Consider the following 19,594-nt stretch of genomic DNA (forward strand, 5'->3'; position numbering starts at 1 on the left):
GCCCCGCCCTGCCGACCCCCACCGGGACCACGGCAGGGCGGTCCGCGACGATTCCCGCGACGGGCCTCTGTAGTCCCGGACAGCACACCAGGGCCACGTTCTACGGCAGAACAGCCGTCGGCATCGCCCGGCCGTAGAGTTCGTCGAGGCCGATCAACAGGACACCGCCCCGCTCGGCCTCGCGGCGCAGGGCGTCACTGAAGCCGGCAGCGCTGAAACACGCCAACCCGCAGCGCGTGGTGTCCAGTCCCCGTCCGGCAAGGAGCTCCCTGGCCCGCTCCAGACGTTCCAGGTGGTTCGTTCCCATGACGGTCCCCCACTTCGCCTCACCGAGCAGCGTGACCGCGGGCCTGCCTCCTCCGGATCCCGACTCGACCACGGCCACGTCGATCTGGATCTGCCGGCGTTCCCTCGAGTCGGTCACCACGCCGCTTCCGACGTCCCCCAGTGACCTGCCGAGCAGCGAGCGGCCGGGTCCGAGCACGTACTCCCGGCACAGCGCCTCGAAATGTGGACCGGCCACCTGCGCGGCGAAGCGCTCGGCCGACCGCGCCCACACCTCTGCGGCCTGACCGCCCTCGAGGCGCGCCCAGGCCGGACGCATGATGGCCTCGTAGAAGGTGATCAGCGGCTCGGTGATGCGGTACTGCGACTTGCCCGCCCGGAAGACGTCCGCCTCCCGTACCAGTAGGTGACTGTCCTCCAGGACATTGAGCGGATGCGAGATGTCCACGGACTTGCGGCCGATGTAACCGGCGATGCCTCCGCGCGTCGTGTTGCCCTGCGCCACCGCCGCGAGCACCGAGTGGTACAGCGCGGTGTCACGGATGTCCGCCTCCTCGGCAAGCAGATACCGAGCCTCCCGGAACAGCGGACTGAACGGCGCCAGGACGGTGCGGCACACCCAGTCGTCGAAATCGCCCATACTCGCGGGAACGTCATCCGCCAGGAACTGACGCCGGTACGCGGGGGTACCTCCCAGGACGGCATGCAGCCGCGCGGCCAGTTCTGGCTCGTCGGCCACACCCCAGAAGTCCGCCGCAGCCCGGTACCCGAACGGACGAACGACCAATTCCAGTTGGGCCCGGCCACGCAGAGGTGCGGTGCTGGCAAGCAGCCCGCCCATGACGGACATGGCCGAACCGCACAAGAGCAGCCGCATGCCGCTCTCTTCGATCTGGAAGCGGTCGATCACGCGCTGGATGAGCGAGGGGAGCTCAGGGGCCGCCTTCACCAGGTACGGAAACTCATCGACGACCACGAGGAAGGGACTGTCCCTCCGCCCGGGAACGGCCAGACCGAAGAGGTAGGAGATCGCGTCGTCCCATGTGGCGAAGGAGAAGGGCGCCGGCGAACCCACATGCTCGGCCAGAGCCGCGCTGAACTGGCGGAGGGACTCCGCCTCCGTCCCGGCCGTGGCTCCGAAGTAGAAGCCGCCGCACCTCTCCACGAGTGCCCGCAGGAGATACGTCTTTCCCATACGTCGTCGACCGCTGACGATCCCGAGCATGGCGTGCGGCAGAGGCCGGTTCACGAAGGAGCTGAGCGCGCCCCACTCGCTGCCGCGATCGTAGACCCGCGACGGCTTGTCAGCTTCTGCCCCACGGCGCATGTGACTCCTCGAACGCACCCAGGCCTAACTAAGGGATACACCCCTAAGGAGTGTACTCCTAACTGGATGACCTAGAGGTACGCAGCGGTCCCGGGCCGGCGGTCCGTCGGACGACCGGCGCGGATCACACGGTCTCCAGGTACAGATTCACGTACCGCTCCACGTCCACGTCCAACGCCACGTCCACCAGCGGCTGTTCGCGCGTGCCCTCGTGTATCTCGGACTCGCCGGGACGTGGCCGGCGGTCGACGACGGTCTGCCCGCGGGCGGGTCCGGGGGCGAGGACGACCTCGACCGGCAGGCGCTCGGTGGTGATGCCCTTCGGATCGACGACCGCGCAGACCGCGCCCGCGTCGCCGAGGCCACCCATGGGGGTGGGGTCGCCGGAGGTGGCCGGGTCGCGGTGGGCCAGCAGTTCCCCGGCCATCCGCAGGCTCGGTTCCGCGCTCGTCCGCAGCCGCTGCACCTCCCCGGCAGGCACCAGGACCCTCTTGAACACGTCCAGGCCGTACATCGTGATCGGCACGCCCGCGCTGAGCAGGACCGCGGCGGCCTCCGGGTCGTGCCACACGTTGAACTCCGCGACCGGTGTGGCGTTCCCGGTCGCCACCGCGCCGCCCATGAACACGATCCGCTCGATGTTGCGGGTCACCTCGGGATGCGTCCGCAGGAGCAGCGCGATGTTCGTCAGGGGCGCCATCGGGATGAGGGTGACCGGCCGCGGCGAGGCGAGGATCTCGCGGCGCAGCAGCGTCACCGCGTCGACGTCGACCGGCACCCGGGTCGGCGCGGGCAGCCCCAGATCCGCCATCCCGTCCTCCCCGTGCACATGCCGGGCCGTCCGCACGGGTTCGATCAGCGGCCGCTCGGCACCCCGGGCGACAGGAATGTCACCGGCACCGGCCACCTCGAGCACGGTCAGGGTGTTGCGGACGACGCCGTCCACGTCCGTGTTCCCGGCCACGCAGGTGATCGCCCGCACGTCGAGCGCCGGGTGCCGTACGGCGAACAGCAGGGCGAGGGCGTCGTCGACGCCGGTGTCACAGTCGATGATCACCGGGATGCGCCGTTCGTCCGTCACGGCGGACTCCTTCCAGTGGCTCCGCGGAAAGCTTCCTGCCGGCGACCCTACGGCCTGCCCGGCGGCCCGCGCCCCGCCCGCGGTCCGAGATCACCGGCCGCACCCCGGATCCCGGCGCGACCGCGACCGGCGACGGCGGCGGGTCCGGCCCTGGACGGCGGACCGAGCGGCGCCGTACGGCGGACCGGCCCGCGCGAACGGCGACACGAACGGACGCGGCGATGATTTCGGCCCCGGCGGACGGTCGTTACGGGCAGGAGACGACGAAGGAGTCCCACCATGTCCGCACAGCGACCGACGACCGAGCTCGACGCCCGCTACAGCTCCGCGCTCAATCCCCGCCCCGGCGCATCGGAGGTGAGGGCGACCGAATGGGCCGAGGCCGAGCGGCGGCTGGAGGCCGCCGAGATCTTCTGGGTGTCCACGGTGCGGCCCGGCGGCCGGCTGCACGTCACGCCCTGCATCGCCGCCTGGCACGACGGGGCGCTGTACTTCTCCACCGGCCGTGGGGAGCAGAAGGCGAAGAACCTCGCGCACGACGCGCACTGCGCCCTGACCACCGGGGCGAACTCCCTCACCGACGGGTTCGACCTGGTGGTCGAGGGCACGGCCGAGGCGGTCGCCGACCGTGCGCTGCTGGAGGAGGTGATCACGGCGTTCGAGACGCAGTACGGGCCGCACATCACCTCCCCCGAGGGCACCTTCCACGGCATCGGGGACGAGTGCCGCAGCGGCGACGCGGTGGTGTTCGCGGTGGCCCCTGACACGGCGTACGGCTTCGGCCGGGACAACGGGGTGTACAGCCACACGCGCTGGACGTTCTGAACCCGTCCCGCCCGTGGTGATGCCGTTCGATCCGGGGTGATCCCGCGCTACGACGGATCCCACAGTCCGGGCCGGCGGGCCGCCACCCGGTCGCCGATACGGCGCAGCAGCTCGGCGCCGGACAGGGCGGCCGGCCGGCGGCCGTCGCGCAGGCGCGGTGCCACGAGGCCGGCGGCGGCCTCCCGTTCGCCGATCACCGCCTGGTAGGGCACCAGCCGGGCCGCGCGGATCCGGGCGGCGAGGGTGCCCTGCCCCGGGCCCGCGACCTCGGCGCGCAGGCCGAGTTCGCGGGCGCGTCCGGCCAGCGCGTCGGCGGCCTCGGCCTGCTCCTCGCTGACCGGCAGGACCGCCAGCTGCAGCGGGGCCAGCCATGGCGGGAAGGCGCCGCCGTGCTCCTCGACGCTCGCGTTTGCCGAGGACCGGCGAGTACACGTGCCGGTAGCCGGCCCGCCGTTCCGCGTCGCGGATGTACTCCTCCAGGGTGTGCCGCACGATCGCGCCGTCGGGCAGCCAGTACGGCAGCCCGGCGCCCATCAGCGGATCGGTGTCGAACAGGTCCAGTTCACGGCCGAGCCGGCGGTGGTCGTGCATGGTGACTCCTCGCGATCGGGGGAAGGCGAGCACCACGCGACGAAGCCCCGGGGCACTCGCCCCGGGGCTTCGGACATCAGCTGTCAGCGCGCCGGGACACTCTCCGGCGTCGTCGTGGCGGACGGGTACGACTGGGCGCGCTGCATGGGCGTGACCGTAACAAGGGGGCCGGGGGCGGGGCGACGGGTTATCGGACGGTGGCCGCGGGTGTCCCGGTCCGCTCACCCGGACGGCCCGTATCGCTGGTGGGCGGGCGGACACGGTGGTGCCGTAAGAGCATCCGCCCGACCCTGGAGAGACCGCTCCGCCCGGAGGCGCCTCCATGAGCCCCTCGCAGGAGGCACCCCGATGACCCACCCTCCGGCCGCCCGCGCCCTCCTCGCCTCCGCGCTGTCCGTGACCGGCCTGCTGGCCACCTCCGGCTGTGCCGTCGACGACGAGCCGCGGCCCCGGTGGTTCTCCGCCTCGGCGTCCGCCTCCGGCGCGTCACCCGCCGTCGAGCAGCCCGCCGGTTCCGGCGCCGCCCTCACCGAGGCGCAGGCCCAGGCGGCGCTGGTCACCGAGGCCGACCTGGGTGAGCCGTGGCGGCCGACCCGGGGCGCGCGGACCTGGCGGGACGGGCTGCTCAAGGGGACCACGGAGGACCGGGACTGCCAGCGGCTCCTGGACGCCCTCTACACGGAGGAGCCCGTCGGCACTCCGAAGGGCCCGCAGGCGACGTCCGCGCTCGACGACGGCGACACCGACGCCCAACTGCGCTACCGGGTCGCCGCCCACCCTCCGGCGGACGTGGACCGCGCGCTGGACTGGATGAAGTCGCTGCCGGACCGCTGCGGCCAGTTCACCGTCACGACGACCCGTGGCGTCGTCCAGGGCGCGGAGGTCCGCGACCTGCCGCTGCCGCCGGTGGGGGACGCCCGGCAGGCCCTGCGGGTCACGCTGGCCGGTGAGACGGAGGAGGGGGAGCTGACGTACCTCACCATGGACCTCGCCGCCGTCCGCGTCGGCGAGGAGGCGATCACCCTCACCAACGCCGGCCTCGACGAGGTGTACGCGGAGGTCACCCAGCAGGCCGTGCAGCTCGGGGCGCAGCGCCTGGCCGAGATCAGGAAACAGGGCAGGGCGCAGATCTGACGCCCCGGGCCGCGGGAGTCACGACCGGTCGAAGCGGGTGCGGTGGGCGATCACGTCCCGCGCCACGTCCAGGGCCGTACGCCCGTGCGCGAAGGCGTCCGCCCGCAGCCGCGCGAGCGCGTCGTCCGCGACCACGCCGAGCTGCGCCATGATCATGCCGACGGCCTGGTAGACCTCGTCGTGGTCGGCGGCCAGGCCGCTCAGCCAGTCCTCCCCGTCCGGCGTCCCGGACTCGTCCTCGTGCGGCAGCGCCATCAGGGCCACGGTCATCACCCCGGCCACGATCCGGGCCACGTTCAGCTGGCGGTCGGTGAGCCCGCCCGGGCGGTCGCGGTACAGGTCGAGCGTGCCGACGCACACCGCGCCGCTGCCCAGCGGCATCGCGTACACCGCCCGCACCCCGGCCTCGGTCGCCTGCTGGGCGAAGACCGGCCAGCGTCCCGCGTCCCGGCCCGAGGTCAGATCGCAGGCGAGCACCGGCGCGCCGTCCTCCAGCGCGCTCTGGCAGGGACCGTCGCCCAGGGTCGCCTGGATCTGCGCCAGGTGCGCGGCCTGTGCGCTGCTCGCGCTCAGCTGCACGGGCATGCCCCCGCTGCGCAGGGACACGCTCGCCCCGGTCACCGGCAGCAGTTCCACCGCCGCCTCGCACAGCCGCCCCGGGACCTCTCCTGGCTCGGCGCCCCGTACGCCTCTGGCGATCACGTCGGCGGCCCGGGTTCCGTCCGGGTCACCGCCTCGGGTACGGCCGGGACCCGGGTCGCCGTCGGGGGCTCCTCGGGGATCGTCCCTGGGCCGCACGGCCACCGCCTCCTTCGCACCGCGGCTTGCGCCACCGCCGTTTCCGGGGGCTTCCCGCCGGTCGAACGGCCGAACCGTCGGGCGGCCCGGTGCCCGCGCCGCCGAATGGCACCTCCGGGCCCTCCCGGAATGGTGCCCCGACTACCCGTAGACAGAGGGGCAAAACCCCTGTGCGGGGCCGTCGGCGTGGCGCTCGGCCTCAGCGGTTCCCGTAGGGACTGTCCGGCTGCGGCACCTGCCGGACGGAGGCGGCGCCGATGACCGATGGCCGGGGCGTCCTGGCCGAGCCCGCCGTCGGGGTGCCACGCACCGGTGACCGTCACCCACGTGCCGACCGGCGGAGCCTGCGCACCGCGTACCCCGGCCTTGGCACCCGTGGCCCTCACAGAGGGGGCTGCGCGGGCGCGGGCCCGAGGGTGGTGGTGCCCGGCGCCGTACGGTGCCCGAGGCCCGTCCGGTAGGCGTCCAGGGCCGCCTCCACCCGCCCTGTCCGCCGCAGCAGGTCCCCGAGCAGCCGGCACAGGTCGGCCAGGTCACCGGCGGCGCCGGCCCGCTCCAGCAGGCTCAGGGCGCGGACGTAGTGCTCCTCGGCCTCCTCCGTGCGGCGGGCGTCCTCGGCGATGATGCCGAGCAGCCGGTGCGCGGCGGCGGAGTGGACGGCGCCACGCTCGGGGGACAGGTGCCCGAGGACGTCGTGCAGCAGGGCCGCCGCCTCGTCGGACCTGCCGCGCCGGTGCAGCACGTCGGCCAGCTCGACGGCGACCTGGCTGCTGTAGAGGGCGGCCCGCTTGGCCGACAGCATGCCGAGGGCCTCCCGCAGCTCGGCCTCCGCCCGCTCCAGCTGTCCGTCCTGGGCGTAGACGTAGCCGCGCATCCAGTGGCAGTTGGCGAGCTCGGTGCGGATCTGCAGGCCCCGGTACAGCTCGGCGGCCTTGGCCAGGGAGGCGTCGGCCTCGGCGAGCCGGCCCTCGGCGACCAGGGTGCGGGCGACGGACCGGTGCATGCGGGCGACCAGGGCGGGATCGCCGGACTGCGGGGCGAGGGCCAGGGCCAACTCGGCGGCCTGGGCGGCCCGGGCGTGCGCGCCCATGTCCATGTACGGGCCGATGGCGCTGGCGTAGAGCAGCAGCAGGGCGTCCGGGTCGTGCAGGCCGCCGCGGTTCAGTTCGTCGAGGGCGGTCTCCAGCAGGTAGACGGCGTACCGGAGTTCACCGGCGAGGTAGTGCGCCACGGCCCGGCCGCGCAGGGCGGGGACACGGGCGGGCAGCGGAGCGCCGGCCATACACTCCTCGGCCCGCTCGAAGTACTGCCGGCCCGCCACGAGCTCGCCCGTCTCCAGGGCGCACTCGCCGAGGCCGAGCAGGGCGGCGGACCGCTCCGCGGCCAGGCCGTGCGTCTCGGCCTCGGCGAGCAGCCCGGTGTACTGCCCGGCCGCCGCCTCCGTCTCGCCGACGGCGAGGGTCCGCTGGGCCTCGGTCAGCCGCAGCCGCAGCTCGGTCACGAGCCGGGCGGAATGCCCGCTGGCCAGTTCGTCGAAGGCGACACCGAGCCGGTCCGCGAGATGCCGCAGGGCGTCGTCGGAGGGGCGCACCCGGCCCGACTCCAGGGTGGAGATGTAGGCCGGTGTGTACACGGGCTCCGCCAGCTGGCGCTGCGTCAGTCCGCGTTCCGCACGCAACCGCTGCACCCGGCGCCCGATGGTCCCCGGATCGTCACGCTCCCCCACGCCAACTCCCCCTGGCCCTCTTGCCGTTCGACCTGAACTGCCCCTAGGTTAAACGGAGTGTTAAGCCGGAGTGTCGAACACGCTTAACCCGTTGCCGCCGTAGTCACCGCCCCAGTTGCGAGGTCGCCGTGCTGGAACGCACACGCACCGCCGAGCGGTACGCCCGAGGCTTCACCGCCGCCCTGGTCGCGGTGGCGACCCTGCTGCTCGCGGCGAACGCGGGCCCGGCGAGAGCCGAGACACCGGAGCGGACCCCACAGGCGGTCGCCGGCTCCCACTGAGCCCGCTCCGGCTCTGCTCGCACGGGGGCTGCTCTGTGTCACCGGGCCGCCGCCGCTCCCACCGCACGGGCCCGCACCGCCGAGTCCATCCACGCCTGTGGACGAACTCGCCGAGGGCGGGCCCGGGGTGGTGGTACGTCGAGGCCACGACGGACCGGTGGCGCGTGGCATCCGTGACTAGGAGGCGCCCCCGCGCGAGCGGAGGAAACGCCAGCCGAAGTAACACACCCCGGCTGCTCCACCGGCGGCGCCGACCGCGCAGGTCGCCGTCGCCCAGGTGGCCATGTCCTCGGTGATCCACAGCAGGCTCACCACGACCAGCGCTATGGAGAACAGCAGGCGTTCTCCATAGCCCGGTCCGCGGCGGCCGGTCAGTCCCTGATGGCCGTGCACTTGTATGTCACGCCCTTCATCTTGATGTCGCGCCATCCGGCCATCACCGAAACATCGGCGGGGGCGACATCGGTTCCACCGCCGCCGCCGCTTTCCTTCTTCCGGCAGTAATAGCCGAGTGCGTCGAGCTTCTTGATGTCACTCATCGCCTGGTACTTCTTGTAGGAGGCGATCATGGCCGCTCGCTTTTGCGCGGGCGTGGCCTCCTTCGCCTTGGTGTAGGCGTAGCAGCCGACGCTGGCGCCGATTCCCACCACTGAGGCGCCCCTGGCCAGGGCCTTGGTGAGGCCCGCCGCGCCGCTGCCGATTCCCAGGACCGCGCAGATCTCGTCCGCCCCGGCGCGCACTTCCGGCTGCGCCGGAGCCGCCTGTGCGGCCTGTACTCCGGCACCGCACAGCGCGCCGGTCATGGCGAACGCGATTACGGAAGAAATTCCCTTGCTTCGTACGCTCACGAAGTCCATCCCCGTTTATCTGTTGGTTTTGCTGAATTGCATGGTCAGTGCGGAAATGAGGCTACCGACGGGGAACGGGCGTTTGCAATGGAGAAACTGTGAACATCACCGGGAGGAAATTCAACCGGGCCGACCGGGCCGACCGGGCCCCAGTCAGACGAGTCAGCCGGGCAGAACCTTGCTCAATGCCTCGTCGAGGTTTTTCGCCACCTGCGCGTCCCCCGGCGGCCGGGGGCCGTACAGGGCGCCCAGTTCGGTGATGAGGGTCTGTGTGACGGCGCCGTACAGCGGCGTGCGGGGGCGCTGCACGGCCTCGCGCAGGGCGGGCAGCAGGATGTCACGGGAGTAGCTGACGCCGTCGGCGAGCTGGTCGGGTGCCTTGACCTCGGCGCTCTCGCCGGTGGGGGACGCCGAGGCGCCTGAGGAGTACGCGGAGGCGTGCCGGCACTCCGGGGCGCCGCCGGGAGCCTCGTAGGCGGAGGTGCGGGTCGCGGCGAACCCGGCGCGCAGCAGGCAGCGTTCGCTGTCCGGGTCGGTCAGGAACGCGATCAGCTCGGCGGCCTTGGCGGCCCGCTGCTCGGACGTGTTCGAGGTGACGGCCAGGTTCTGCCCGCCGAGCACGGCCTTGCCGGGCAGCCGGGTCACGCCGAGGTTCCCCTTGAACGTCTCGTACAGGGACGGGTAGACGTACGGCCAGTGCCGCAGGAACGTCGTACGGCCCTCGGCGAAGGCGCTGAGCGACTCGGCCTCGCGGGACCCGGAGGCCTCTTCGAGCATGTACGGCGTCGCCGTGCGCTCCCGCAGTTCGGTCACTCCGGCCGTCAACCGCGCCTCGTCGGCGGCGTACCGGCCGTCCTCGTCGGTGAGGGCGAAGCCCGGGACGGCCGAGGCGAACGCCTCGATCGCGTTGACCGTACGGCCCTCGTAGGCGGCGAGCTGCGTGGTCCACCCCTCCTCATAGTTCTCGGGCTTGGGGCTGTCGTCGTTGACGGCGTCGATCAGGTTCCGCAGGTCGGTCCAGGTCACTCCGGGGCCCACGGTCCGTGAGGCGCCCGCGTCCCGCAGGTGGTCCTTGCGGTAGTACAGCAGGCCCACATCGCTGTTGAAGGGGACGGCGTACCGCTCGCCGCCCCAGAACGACGTCCTGTCGACGGCCGGGATGATGTCGCCGGGCGACTTCACCGCCGCGCCGGTCAGCGGGCGGATGAGGCCGGCGGCGGCGAACTCCGGGATCCAGGTAACGTCCAGGTTCACCACGTCGTACTCGGCGCCGCCCGACTGGAGCGCGCCGAGCAGCTGGCTGCGCTGCTGGTCGGCGGAGCCGGGGAGCTCCACCAGGCGGGCGCGGTAGCCGCCTTCGCCCTCCCTGGCGTTCCAGGCGTCGATGAGCTGCTGGCGGATGCCGTTCTTGCCGGTGACGTCCTGGCCGCTGGCCACCACGATCCGGGGCGGGTCGGCGGCGCCCTGCGGCTGCTGCGGCGCGTCCTTGCCGGTGCAGGAGGCGAGCGCGATCAGGGACAGCAGGGACAGTGCGGCGGCCGTGAGGCGGCGGGCCATCATTCCTCCCCCATTCCGACGCGGGCGACCTCGTCGTGCAGGGCGGGCACGAGGTCGTCACCCGCGTCCAGGCAGCGGCCCCGGCCGGCCTCGGCGATGCGCGTCGCGGGACGGCCCTGGTCGCAGCCCGAGCTGCTCAGGGACACCATGGTCACCGGGACGCCCGCGCCGCCGGCCCGGTCGAGGATCTCCTTCAGGGCGGCCTTGCCGGTCAGGCGGCCGTCGTCCTCGCCGTCGGTGAGGTACACGATCAGCTGCGGCCGGTCGTCACCGCCGCCCCGCTCCCGCATGAACGCCAGGGCGTCCAGCAGGGCGCCGTGCGGATCGGCCTCCGCGTCCCGCACCTCGGCGGCGCCCAGGGCGCGTTCGGCCTCGCGGCGCGCGTGCGTGCCGAAGGGCAGCAGTTCGGTGTGCGTACGGCCGCCGGTGCCGTGCACCGCCCACACTCCGTACTCGTCCTTCCCGCCGAGCCCCGGCAGGGTCTGCCTGAGAATGCCCGGACCGCCGCTGGGGCCGTCCCACCGGCCGGCCATGGAGCCGGAGCTGTCCAGGAGGTACAGCACCCGGCCGGGTCCGTGGGCGTTGCCGTAGTCCACCAGGGTCTGGCCCATCGTCGTGGGATCCGCGGTTCCGGCCGGGCGGAGGGACTCGGTGAGGCCCTCGGGTACCGATGCCGCGTCGAGCAGGCCGCGCTCACCCTTCGCGGACCTGAAGCCGTACTCGCCGAGCACCGCCCGGCCCTCCTTCCCGGTCAGCCAGGTGTGGAAGCGGTCCACCGCGTCGTCCCGCGCGGTGGCGTCCCGGTCGCCGTCCTCCCAGCGCACCCGTACGAACGCCGGTTCCAGACCGGGCACGTCGTCGGGGTAGGCGGCGACGCGCGGGGCACGGGTGACGGGGTGGCAGCCGATGCCGCTCTTCAGCAGGAACTCCGGGACCAGCGCCGCGCCGCGGTGGTCCACGGCGGTGCCACGGCCGGGCAGCGCGCACAGCAGCCGCACGGCCGTGGGCTCGGGCCGCTCGGTCCGGGCGAGGTCCAGCTCGGCATCGCGCGCGTCGGCGTCGCCGTACAGGCTCGTCGTGGCCAGCAGGGCCGCGTCGGTGAACTCCGGGTCGGGGCGGTGCACTTCGGCTTTGCGGTCGGCCCGTTCGAGGGCGGTGAGCAGCCGGGACAGCGACTGCCCGGTGGGTTCGAGGTCGGCGCGCAGTTGTTTCGGTACGGCCAGCACGACCGGCGAGTACGCGATCGGCTCGGCCTCCGGCTCCAGCCGGGCGAAGATCCGGTCCTCCTCGGCCGCGGCCGTGGTGACCCGGTCGACGTCGGCGCCGGTGGCGGGGATCCACACGTCCGGCTGCGGGCCGATGTCCCGCTGCGGGTTGTCGTCCTCCCGGGGCTGCTGCCAGGCGTCGGTCCGTTCGGCCAGGGCGTTCACCACGGCAGCGGAGCCCGCGCTGTTGACGGTGACACCACTGCGCCGGCAGCCCTCGCCGGTGGTGTTGGCGTCCGACGTGACGTAGTCGTCCGCCACCGCCCGCACCGCCGGCTCGAGGTCGGGGTCGGCGAGGACGCGCAGCTCCAGGGCCGGTGCGCAGGGGCCGGAGTCGCCGGTCAGCACCAGGATGCCGTAGATGCCGGCGGCGGTGGCGAGCAAGGCGAGCAGAGCCGCCAGCGCGGTACGGCCGGACCGGGCGAGGGCCTTCCGGACGCGGGCGAGCAGCGACCGGAGCCGGGAGGACCAGCCGCCGTGCGCGGACTCGGTCCGGCGGGCCACGGTCCCCGGTCCCGCCGCGAGCAGCACGTCCGCCTCCCGCTTCCAGGGGGGAGCGAGCGCCTGCGGCCGTTGTTCGTCGTCGTCCTCCGCCCGGTAGTTCGCGGCCTCCATCCGCTCCTTCACCTTGGTGTACAGCTCGGAGAGCCACACCTCGCCGCCCTCGTCGAGGACGTGCGTCAGTTCGCGGGTGAACGGTGTCGCCTCGTCGGCGTCCCCGCCCAGGATGCAGCGGTTGGGCTGCACGCTCATCAGCAGCAGGATCTTGTGCTTCTTGCGCTTCGGGTCGTCGAAGCGGTGCCAGATGCCCGCCGCGTTGCCGGCGTAGCAGCAGTCGAGGATCACCACCACCTGCTCGGCGTTGCTCTCGGTGAGCTCGCCGAGCACCTCGGTGAAACTCACCGAGCCGGGCAGCCCGTTGCCCGGGAGCACCCGCGCGGTGCGCATCTGCAGGTGCAGTTCGCTGCCGGAGGTGGAGGTGACGGCGTGGCCGGCGAAGTAGAGCAGCAGCAGCCCTCTGGCCTCTCGGCAGACGCGGCGCAGCTCCAGCGTGAAGTCGTCCGGGGCCGGTGAGGCCAGGGCCCGCACCTCGCCCGCGCCGAACACCCCGCCCCGGCGCAGCGCGTCCTCGAGTCCCGTCCGGTTGTGCCGCACGGCCGGGAGCTGGCCGCTCACGCCCCGGGGGTCGTCCGACGCCGTGTGGTCGTACTCGGACACACCGGCCAGCAGCGCCCGGTTCACCTTGCCGCGCGCGTCGAAGCGGCTCACCGGCCTACTCCCCGTCGGGGTCCAGTGGGCGGATCTGCGGCTCGGGATCGCCGCCCTGCAGCCTGCTCCGGTTGTTCGTCCAGGTCTTCACCGCGCGGGCGGTGTACTCGGTCAGTGCCGCGACCGTGACGACATCGCCGAGGATGGTCAGCACGAGTTCCAGATCGGGCCCGAGCCGCCCCGGGGTCCCGTCCGTGCCGGACTGCTCGTCGATGCGCAGGTGCCGCCCGGAGAGCAGCGCCTCCAACGGCTCGTCGCGCTCCAGCCACGTCCTCAGAGCTCTGACATCATCCACGGTCGCGCCGGCGCCCAGCCGGACGCGCACGCCTAAGACAGCCACTTGGTCCCCCTCTGTCATACCGACATCATGACACCGGGTCAGGCCTTCGCGGCAGACCTGTGACATGACCTGCGAAAGCGATTGCACGCCCCCTTCACGCCACGCGCACACGGCGCACGCGGCTCAGCCCTGGGTCTGCAACTGCCTCAGCTGGCGCTGCACATGGTCCAGCGCGCCCTCGCGCCGACCGGGCACCCGTCCGCGCAACGCGGCGAGCGCGGCGCCCAGTTCGCGGGCGGGGGCGGCGTCGCGGACCTGGCCCCACTGGTGGTGCGCCCGGTCCACGGCGGCCTCGACGGCGGGGGCGTCCGGGGCCTGCCCGGCGTTCAGGCGGGCGGTGGCGATCATCAGCCAGACGCGACAGCTGCGGGCGGCGTCCCCGGCGAACATCGCCAGGTCGGCCCGCACCTCGGCCCAGTGCAGGGCCTCTTCGGACGCGGGCCCGTGCGCGGTGACGGCGATCTGCTCGTGCCGGGCGGCGAGCGCGTCGGCTTCGGCGTGCCGGCCGGACTGGACGGCGGCGGTGATGGCGGCGTGCGGATCCCCGGCCGCCGGGCCCGGCGTGCTCAGCACCAGGTCCGTGCCCGCGCTGTCCGGCGCGATCCGGGTCAGCGCCTGCTGGTGCAACTGCTCGGCCGGCGGCCGGAACCCGCTGCGCAGGATCGTCGCGACGGCCTTCATGTACGCCGGTTGCGCGACCGTGCGTCGGGACGGCGGTGGCGCGATGCGGCCGTGCACCGCGTTGCCGCGGCCCGAGTCCAGCGGGGTGGCGCGCAACAGCTCCCAGGTCTCGGCGTCGGCGTGCAGGTCGAGCAGGAGGGTCGTGGCGCCGGCGGGTCTGAGCCGCAGTTCCTCCCGGAACCAGTGCCAGGGGAAGGCGGTGTAGCGGGCGGTGGAGGCGGTGGTGCGGGCCAGCGCGAGGTGGGGCAGGCGCTGCCGGCGGTCCAGCTGGAGCTGGCCGGCGACGTACACGGTGAGGGGCCCGGGGGTTGCGGCGGCGGCGCGCAGGCGGGTGAGGACGGCCTGCGGCTCCAGCGGGTCGGCCAGTTCGACGACGTTCGCGGTGTCGGTTCCGGACAGCACCGCGGGCGCCACGGCGGCGAGGACGGGGAGCACGGAGGCGGCGTCCACCAGGCGCCCCTTGCCCACCGGCGAGGCCGCGAGCAGCAGCACGGTTCCGGGCATCGCCCCACCCCCTGTGTCGATCACGTACGTCAGCACCGTAGCCGCTGCGGCTGCAAACGTGGGTCTCAGGACCGCAAACGTCCGCCTTCGGGGGCTTCGCCCCCCGGCCCCCCGGCGGCATGCCGGACCGGTCTCCTGCGGACGGCGAACACGGTGGTGTCGTCGGCGAGGCGCCCGCCGCCGTGCCGCAGGGTGCCGTCCCGTACGAAGGCGACCAGGCAGGCCGGTTCGGCGATGCCCGGGTCCTCGGCGACGGCCCGGGACACCTCGTCGGCGAGCGGGTAGAAGGCTCCGGCGGCGTCCCGGGTCTCGGTCACGCCGTCCGTCACCAGCAGCAGTGTCTCGTCGCCTGCGACGCGCCACCGACGGCTCTCGGGCGGCCCGGGCGCGAGGTCCCGGCAGCCCAGCGGCAGTCCGGCCCCGGCCGGCAGGGTGCGCACCCCGCCCGGCCCGACGGCGAGCGGCGGCTCGTGCCCGAACAGCAGGACGTCCACCGCCTGCCGCTCGTCGTCGGGGAAGGCCAGCAGGACGGCCGTGGAGAACCGGTCGCCGTCCGAGCGGCCCAGGGCGACGGTGTGCCCGCGGTGCCGGATCATCCGCGTCTCCAGCCGTTCGGCGACGGTGGCCAGGTCCGGCTCGTGGTACGCGGCCTCACGGAACGTGCCGAGCAGCGCGGCCGCCGCCTCCACCGCGCCCAGGCCCTTGCCCTGCACGTCGCCGACCAGGACGCGGGTGCCGTGCGGGCCGGGCTGGATGTCGTAGAAGTCGCCGCCGACGCGGGCGTGGGCGTCGGCGGTGAGGTACACACCGGCGTGGTCGAGGCCGCCCCAGCCCGGTGGCAGCGGACGCAGGACGGTACGGCGGATGGTGTCGGTGACGTCGCCCATGTGCAGCGCGCGGCGCTCGTCGCGCACCCGGATCGCGCAGGCCAGGACGGCGAGGATGCCGCCCAGGGCGACGAGGACGAAGTCGCCCCGGCCGGCCCGGTACTCGTGCGGCCAGGCACTGTCGGCGACGACGTACGTCACCAGGGAGACGACCGCGAACAGGGCCGTGCCCCACACCCCGCAGAGCGCGGCCGCGATCCCCGGCACCAGCACGATCCAGGAGATCATGCGGAACTCGCCGATGGTGTGGTAGTCGGCCACCGCGATGGCGACGAGCAGGAACAGCGGCGGCACCCAGGCCACGCCGCGGCCCCGCCACCGCAGCAGCCCCTGCCGCCGCGCGACGTCCCGGCGCCCTGCCCGCGCGCGCCGGACGAGCGGGCCGTCCCTCATGCGGTGGCGGCTCACGGCCCCAGCGAAACACGGGGCGGCACCGGCCGCATCCCGTTCCGGCCGCTCCGCCGACTTGCCACCGGGTGCCCGCCGGTGTGCCCTGGATCCAGGGGCAGGGACAGAGAGGAGAGCTGTCATGGCTCATGCGGCACCCGCCTCACGCAAGATGATCACGCACCGCCGTAGGCCCGATGTGTTCGGCCCGCGGATCCACGCCGCCGTGAAGGCCGGCCTGCCGGTGGTGCTCGGACTGGTCTACGGCTTCTGGGCCGCGGCCAACCAGCGTCACGGCGGGCCCATCACCGGCTGGAACCTGCTGTTCGGCTTCGTCACGGCGCTCGTGTTCGCCGTGCTGTTCGCCGCCGTGTGCGCGCTGGCGCCACGGCTGCCCCGCGAACTGCACGCGCTGTCCTGGTTCGTCTTCACGGGATGCGCGGTCGGCTTCCTGTACAGCCAGACCGGCGCCTCCGTGTTCAGCTCCGGCGGCCTCGGGCTGCTGGTGGGGGCGGGCGTCCTCGCGATGGTGTTCTACCGCTACTACACGCACGAGGACGCCGCGGGCCGGCGGATCGGCTGACGGGGCTCGGGACACCCGTTCGGGCGAGTGTGCCCAGGGGCCCGTGACGGCCGCTTCTCGCAGGTGGAGTGCGCCGCGGGGCGAGCGCCGAGCGGCCGGACGCCGTCGTCGCGCTCGCGGGCCGGGCCGGGGGCGCCTTGCCTGGAAGGGTGTCCGAGCGCGACCGGGCGCCCGTAGCCGCGAAGGCGCCCCCACGATCACGGAACGTCCTGTCGGCCGTTCTGCTCTCCCTCGCGTGTCTGCTCCTGCCGTTCGGGGCGCTGGCGTCCTGGGCGGCCCACGGGCTCACCGACACCGGCCGGTGGGTGCGGACGATGGCACCGCTCGCCGCCGACCCGGACGTGCGGCGCTCGGTCGCGGACGCCGTCGGGGACGGCATCCTGCGGGAGGCCGGGCCCGCGGCCGCCACCGGCCCGCTGCGCGGGGAGATCGGCCCGTTCGTGCATGACGCGACGCGTTCCTTCACCCGCACCGAGGCGTATCGCACGGCCTGGGACGCGGCGAACCGGGCCGTGCACGACGCGGTGCTGCGCGCCCTGCGCGACGACGGCGCGCACGGAGCCCCGGTCACCGTCGACCCGGCCCCCGTCATCGCCCGGGTCAAACAGCAACTCTCCGACGACCACGTGCCGTTCGCCCACCGCATCCCGGTCACGCACACGCGGGTCCCGGTGCTCCCGGCCGAGGACGTGGACCGACTGCGCAAGGGGTACCACGTGCTGGACACCGCCGCCTTCTGGCTGCCGCTCGCCGCCGCCGTCCTCGCGGTCGCCGGGATCGCCGTCGCCGCGTGCCGCCGCCGCGCGGTCACCGCCCTCGGTCTGGGCACGGCCCTGGGCGGCGCGCTGCTGGTCCTGGCCGTCGCGATCGGCCGCCGTCTCACCCTCGCCGACCTGCCCGACGCCCTCCACCGCCCGGCCGCGGGCGCGGTCTACGACGCCCTGACGGCCACCCTGCGCACGGTGTCCTGGCTGCTGTGCGTGCTGGGCCTGGCGGTGGCGGGCGCCACCTGGGTCACGGGCCGGTACGGTCCCCGGCTCGCCGCGCGGCGACGTGCGCGAGGGTCCGCAGTGCCCGTCGCAGATCCGCTTCCGGCGCCGACCCGAGCCCGAGCCTGACGGCGTCGGGCGTGTGCCCGGGGGCCACGGCGAAGGCGGGGCCGGGCGTGACGGCGATGCCGTGCGCGGCGGCGGCGGCCGTGAAGGTGTCCGCGCGCCACGGGGCGGGCAGCTCCCACCAGGCGAAGTAGGCACCCGGGTCGGACCGTACGGCGAAGCCCGCGAGTTCCTCGGCGAGGATCCGCTGCCGCCGCACCGCGTCCGCCCGCTTGGCCTCCACCAGCCGCGCCACCGTGCCTTCCCCGGTCCACCGCACGGCCGCCTCCAGCGCGAACCGCCCAGCGCTCCACCCGCCCGACCGCACGGCGTCACCCACCGCACGGACCCGGTGCGGCGGCACGACGAGGAACCCGGCGGTGAGTCCCGGCGCGACCCGCTTGGAAAGCCCGTCGACGACGTGGGTGAGGGCCGGGGCGTGCACGGCGAGCGGATCACCGGGCTCCAGGAGGAAGGACCAGATGCGGTCCTCCACGACCGGCAGGTTCAGGTCGTGGACCAGCTGGGCGAGTTGCAGCAGCCGCGGCCGGCTCGTCGTCAGGGACGTCGGGTTGTGCAGCGTCGGCTGCACGTAGAGGGCGGACAGCGGTGCCGTGCGGTGCGCGGCGGCCACGGCCTCCGGGAGCAGCCCGGCCGCGTCCCCGGCCAGCGGCACCAGGGTGATGCCGAGCCGCGCCGCGATCTCCTTGACCAGTGGATACGTCAGCTGCTCCACACCGACCCTGCCGCCCGGCCGGACCAGGGAGGCCAGGACGGCGGCGATGGCCTGCCGGGCGTTGCCGGTGAACAGCAGCCGTTCCGGGGCCGGGCGCCAGCCCGGGGTGGTGAGCAGCGTGGCCGCGGCCTCCCGGGCGGCCCCGGTGCCGGTGACGGGGGCCGGTAACAGCGCCTCGGCCAGCACGTCGGGACGCAGCAGCGGCGCGAGGACGGGGGCGAGCAGCTCCGGCTGCCCGGGCGCGACGGGGTAGTTGAGCTCCAGGTTCACGGGCGCGGCGGCCGGACCGGGCTCGGTGAGCGCCTGCCCCGCCGGGCCGTCGGGTGCGGCCCGTACGAAGGTGCCGCGCCCCACCTCCCCGACGACCAGCCCGCGCCGCACGAGTTCGCCGTAGACCCGCCCGGCCGTGGACGAGGCGATGCCCCGCCGCCGTGCGAACGCCCGCTGGGGCGGCAGCCGTTGGCCCGGCCGCAGCCGGCCGGTGGCGATGTCGTCGGCGATGCGGTCGGCGATGCGCCGGTAGTCACTCATCAGCCGGTCTCCCCCTTGGATTGCACCGAGAGCAAAGATCTTATTGCACCGAGTAGTTGGGCGGCCTAGGGTCGACGCCATGGCACCCTTCCTCGCATACGAGGACAAAGGGCCCGATACGCATCGGGTACCCCTGGTCCTCGTCCACGGCCACCCCTTCGACCGCACGATGTGGGCCCCGCAGCTCGCGAGGTTCCCGGGTACCCGCCGCGTCATCGCCCCCGACCTGCGCGGCTACGGCGCCTCCCCCACGGCCCCGGCCGTCACGGACTTCTCGGGGTTCGCCCGGGACATCGAGGCCCTGCTGGACGAACTGAACGTTCAGTCGTTCGTCCTCGCGGGACTGTCGATGGGCGGGCAGATCGTCATGGACTGCTACCGCCTGTTCCCCGAGCGCGTCCGCGGCCTGGTCCTCGCCGACACCTTCCCGTCCGCGGAGGCCCCCGAGGGCGTGCGCTCCCGCGACGCCATGGCGGACCGTCTCCTCGCCGAGGGCATGCGCGGCTATGCCGACGAGGTCCTGGAGCGGATGGTCGCCCCGTACGCGTCCGCCGAGGTCAAGGCACACGTGCACGCCATGATGACCGCCACCGCCCCCGAGGGCGCCGCCGCGGCCCTGCGCGCCCGCGCCCGGCGCCCCGACTACGGCCCCCTGCTGCGCCGCGTCCGCGTCCCGGCCCTGGTCGTCGTGGGAGCCGACGACACCTTCACGCCCGTCTCCGACGCCCTGGCCCTGCACGCGGCCCTCCCGGACGCGGAACTGCACATCGTCGAGGGCGCGGCCCACCTGCCCAACCTGGAACGCCCGGAGGTGTTCGACCGGGCGCTGGAGGAGTTGCTGGCCCGGGTCGATGCCCGGCAACC

18 protein-coding genes and 1 pseudogene are annotated in these 19,594 nt (G+C 74.0%); 6 read left to right on the forward strand and 13 right to left on the reverse strand.

The window, feature by feature from the left end; all coding sequences use genetic code 11:
- Positions 1 to 100: 100 nt before the first annotated feature.
- Both C1J00_RS18435 and C1J00_RS18440 read right to left on the reverse strand, forming a co-directional pair.
- Positions 101 to 1,612 carry an AAA family ATPase gene (locus tag C1J00_RS18435; protein ID WP_102910169.1) on the reverse strand — a complete coding sequence of 504 codons (1,512 nt, stop codon included), beginning with the start codon at positions 1,610 to 1,612 and terminating at the stop codon, positions 101 to 103.
- 124 nt (positions 1,613 to 1,736) lie between these two features.
- Entirely contained in the window at positions 1,737 to 2,693 is a 957-nt protein-coding gene (locus C1J00_RS18440) for a nucleoside hydrolase (RefSeq protein WP_102910170.1), read from the reverse strand.
- 279 nt (positions 2,694 to 2,972) lie between these two features.
- On the opposite strand from C1J00_RS18440, the gene C1J00_RS18445 reads away from it, so the two are divergent.
- On the forward strand, positions 2,973 to 3,518 hold the full coding sequence (locus C1J00_RS18445) for a pyridoxamine 5'-phosphate oxidase family protein (protein ID WP_102910171.1): 546 nt from the start codon (positions 2,973 to 2,975) through the stop codon (positions 3,516 to 3,518).
- Between the two features lie 47 nt (positions 3,519 to 3,565).
- On the opposite strand, the pseudogene C1J00_RS18450 reads toward C1J00_RS18445, so the two are convergent.
- A pseudogene (locus C1J00_RS18450) lies at positions 3,566 to 4,109 on the reverse strand (His/Gly/Thr/Pro-type tRNA ligase C-terminal domain-containing protein).
- 348 nt (positions 4,110 to 4,457) lie between these two features.
- Between C1J00_RS18450 and C1J00_RS18455 the strand changes: the two are divergent.
- Complete coding sequence (locus tag C1J00_RS18455; RefSeq protein ID WP_102910172.1) at positions 4,458 to 5,243, forward strand: hypothetical protein; 786 nt, start codon at positions 4,458 to 4,460, stop codon at positions 5,241 to 5,243.
- Between the two features lie 18 nt (positions 5,244 to 5,261).
- On the opposite strand, the gene C1J00_RS18460 is transcribed toward C1J00_RS18455, so the two are convergent.
- The gene (locus tag C1J00_RS18460; protein WP_102910173.1) at positions 5,262 to 6,047 is read right to left on the reverse strand and encodes a GAF and ANTAR domain-containing protein; all 786 of its coding nucleotides are present in this window, start codon (positions 6,045 to 6,047) and stop codon (positions 5,262 to 5,264) included.
- A 376-nt stretch (positions 6,048 to 6,423) separates the two neighbouring features.
- Positions 6,424 to 7,767 carry a helix-turn-helix domain-containing protein gene (locus tag C1J00_RS18465; RefSeq protein WP_102910174.1) on the reverse strand — a complete coding sequence of 448 codons (1,344 nt, stop codon included), beginning with the start codon at positions 7,765 to 7,767 and terminating at the stop codon, positions 6,424 to 6,426.
- Positions 7,768 to 7,895: 128 nt separating this feature from the next.
- Between C1J00_RS18465 and C1J00_RS45310 the strand changes: the two genes are divergently transcribed.
- On the forward strand, positions 7,896 to 8,048 hold the full coding sequence (locus C1J00_RS45310) for a hypothetical protein (protein ID WP_180989594.1): 153 nt from the start codon (positions 7,896 to 7,898) through the stop codon (positions 8,046 to 8,048).
- Between the two features lie 177 nt (positions 8,049 to 8,225).
- Here C1J00_RS45310 and C1J00_RS18470 read toward each other — a convergent pair whose 3' ends face one another.
- The 7 genes from C1J00_RS18470 to C1J00_RS18500 all read right to left on the reverse strand — a co-directional run bounded on the left by C1J00_RS18470 (position 8,226) and on the right by C1J00_RS18500 (position 15,792).
- A complete protein-coding gene (locus tag C1J00_RS18470; protein WP_102910175.1) occupies positions 8,226 to 8,441 on the reverse strand; it encodes a hypothetical protein in 216 nt (71 codons plus the stop codon).
- Positions 8,420 to 8,905 (reverse strand): hypothetical protein, encoded by a 486-nt coding sequence (locus tag C1J00_RS18475; RefSeq protein WP_102910176.1) that lies wholly within the window; start codon positions 8,903 to 8,905, stop codon positions 8,420 to 8,422. Before C1J00_RS18475 ends, C1J00_RS18470 begins: the two co-directional genes overlap by 22 nt.
- Before the next feature lie 153 nt (positions 8,906 to 9,058).
- Positions 9,059 to 10,453: an extracellular solute-binding protein gene (locus C1J00_RS18480; RefSeq protein WP_102910177.1), complete on the reverse strand. Its 1,395-nt coding sequence runs from the start codon at positions 10,451 to 10,453 to the stop codon at positions 9,059 to 9,061.
- Positions 10,453 to 12,987, reverse strand: coding sequence for a substrate-binding domain-containing protein (locus C1J00_RS18485; RefSeq protein ID WP_102910178.1), 2,535 nt, complete (start codon positions 12,985 to 12,987; stop codon positions 10,453 to 10,455). The genes C1J00_RS18480 and C1J00_RS18485 overlap by 1 nt, the downstream gene beginning before the upstream one ends.
- Before the next feature lie 4 nt (positions 12,988 to 12,991).
- Positions 12,992 to 13,327, reverse strand: a complete 336-nt coding sequence (locus tag C1J00_RS18490) for an effector-associated constant component EACC1 (protein WP_245936390.1) — start codon at positions 13,325 to 13,327, stop codon at positions 12,992 to 12,994.
- A 123-nt stretch (positions 13,328 to 13,450) separates the two neighbouring features.
- Positions 13,451 to 14,512, reverse strand: coding sequence for a serine/threonine-protein kinase (locus tag C1J00_RS18495; RefSeq protein WP_102910184.1), 1,062 nt, complete (start codon positions 14,510 to 14,512; stop codon positions 13,451 to 13,453).
- Positions 14,513 to 14,577: 65 nt separating this feature from the next.
- Complete coding sequence (locus C1J00_RS18500) at positions 14,578 to 15,792, reverse strand: PP2C family protein-serine/threonine phosphatase (RefSeq protein WP_102910179.1); 1,215 nt, start codon at positions 15,790 to 15,792, stop codon at positions 14,578 to 14,580.
- A gap of 136 nt (positions 15,793 to 15,928) precedes the next feature.
- On the opposite strand from C1J00_RS18500, the gene C1J00_RS18505 reads away from it, so the two are divergent.
- Both C1J00_RS18505 and C1J00_RS18510 read left to right on the forward strand, forming a co-directional pair.
- Positions 15,929 to 16,369 (forward strand): hypothetical protein, encoded by a 441-nt coding sequence (locus C1J00_RS18505; protein ID WP_102910180.1) that lies wholly within the window; start codon positions 15,929 to 15,931, stop codon positions 16,367 to 16,369.
- A gap of 149 nt (positions 16,370 to 16,518) precedes the next feature.
- Entirely contained in the window at positions 16,519 to 17,487 is a 969-nt protein-coding gene (locus C1J00_RS18510; protein WP_245936391.1) for a hypothetical protein, read from the forward strand.
- Here the strand turns inward: C1J00_RS18510 and C1J00_RS18515 are convergent.
- Positions 17,384 to 18,730, reverse strand: coding sequence for an aminotransferase-like domain-containing protein (locus tag C1J00_RS18515; RefSeq protein ID WP_102910181.1), 1,347 nt, complete (start codon positions 18,728 to 18,730; stop codon positions 17,384 to 17,386). The two genes, C1J00_RS18510 and C1J00_RS18515, sit on opposite strands and share 104 nt — an antisense overlap.
- A gap of 79 nt (positions 18,731 to 18,809) precedes the next feature.
- Between C1J00_RS18515 and C1J00_RS18520 the strand changes: the two genes are divergently transcribed.
- On the forward strand, positions 18,810 to 19,594 hold a 785-nt coding region (locus tag C1J00_RS18520), incomplete at its 3' end, for an alpha/beta fold hydrolase (RefSeq protein ID WP_102910182.1).

The organism is Streptomyces cahuitamycinicus (assembly GCF_002891435.1).
GTDB lineage: Bacteria > Actinomycetota > Actinomycetes > Streptomycetales > Streptomycetaceae > Streptomyces > Streptomyces cahuitamycinicus.

Bases quoted from the DNA above. Each gene is read 5' to 3' on its own strand.
- C1J00_RS18455 (WP_102910172.1), top strand. From the start codon at position 4,458: ATGACCCACCCTCCGGCCGCCCGCGCCCTCCTCGCCTCCGCGCTGTCC.
- C1J00_RS18495 (WP_102910184.1), bottom strand. From the start codon at position 14,512: ATGCCCGGAACCGTGCTGCTGCTCGCGGCCTCGCCGGTGGGCAAGGGG.
- C1J00_RS18435 (WP_102910169.1), bottom strand. From the start codon at position 1,612: ATGCGCCGTGGGGCAGAAGCTGACAAGCCGTCGCGGGTCTACGATCGC.
- C1J00_RS18515 (WP_102910181.1), bottom strand. From the start codon at position 18,730: ATGAGTGACTACCGGCGCATCGCCGACCGCATCGCCGACGACATCGCC.
- C1J00_RS18445 (WP_102910171.1), top strand. From the start codon at position 2,973: ATGTCCGCACAGCGACCGACGACCGAGCTCGACGCCCGCTACAGCTCC.
- C1J00_RS18500 (WP_102910179.1), bottom strand. From the start codon at position 15,792: ATGAGGGACGGCCCGCTCGTCCGGCGCGCGCGGGCAGGGCGCCGGGAC.
- C1J00_RS18505 (WP_102910180.1), top strand. From the start codon at position 15,929: ATGGCTCATGCGGCACCCGCCTCACGCAAGATGATCACGCACCGCCGT.
- C1J00_RS18480 (WP_102910177.1), bottom strand. From the start codon at position 10,453: ATGGCCCGCCGCCTCACGGCCGCCGCACTGTCCCTGCTGTCCCTGATC.
- C1J00_RS18475 (WP_102910176.1), bottom strand. From the start codon at position 8,905: ATGGACTTCGTGAGCGTACGAAGCAAGGGAATTTCTTCCGTAATCGCG.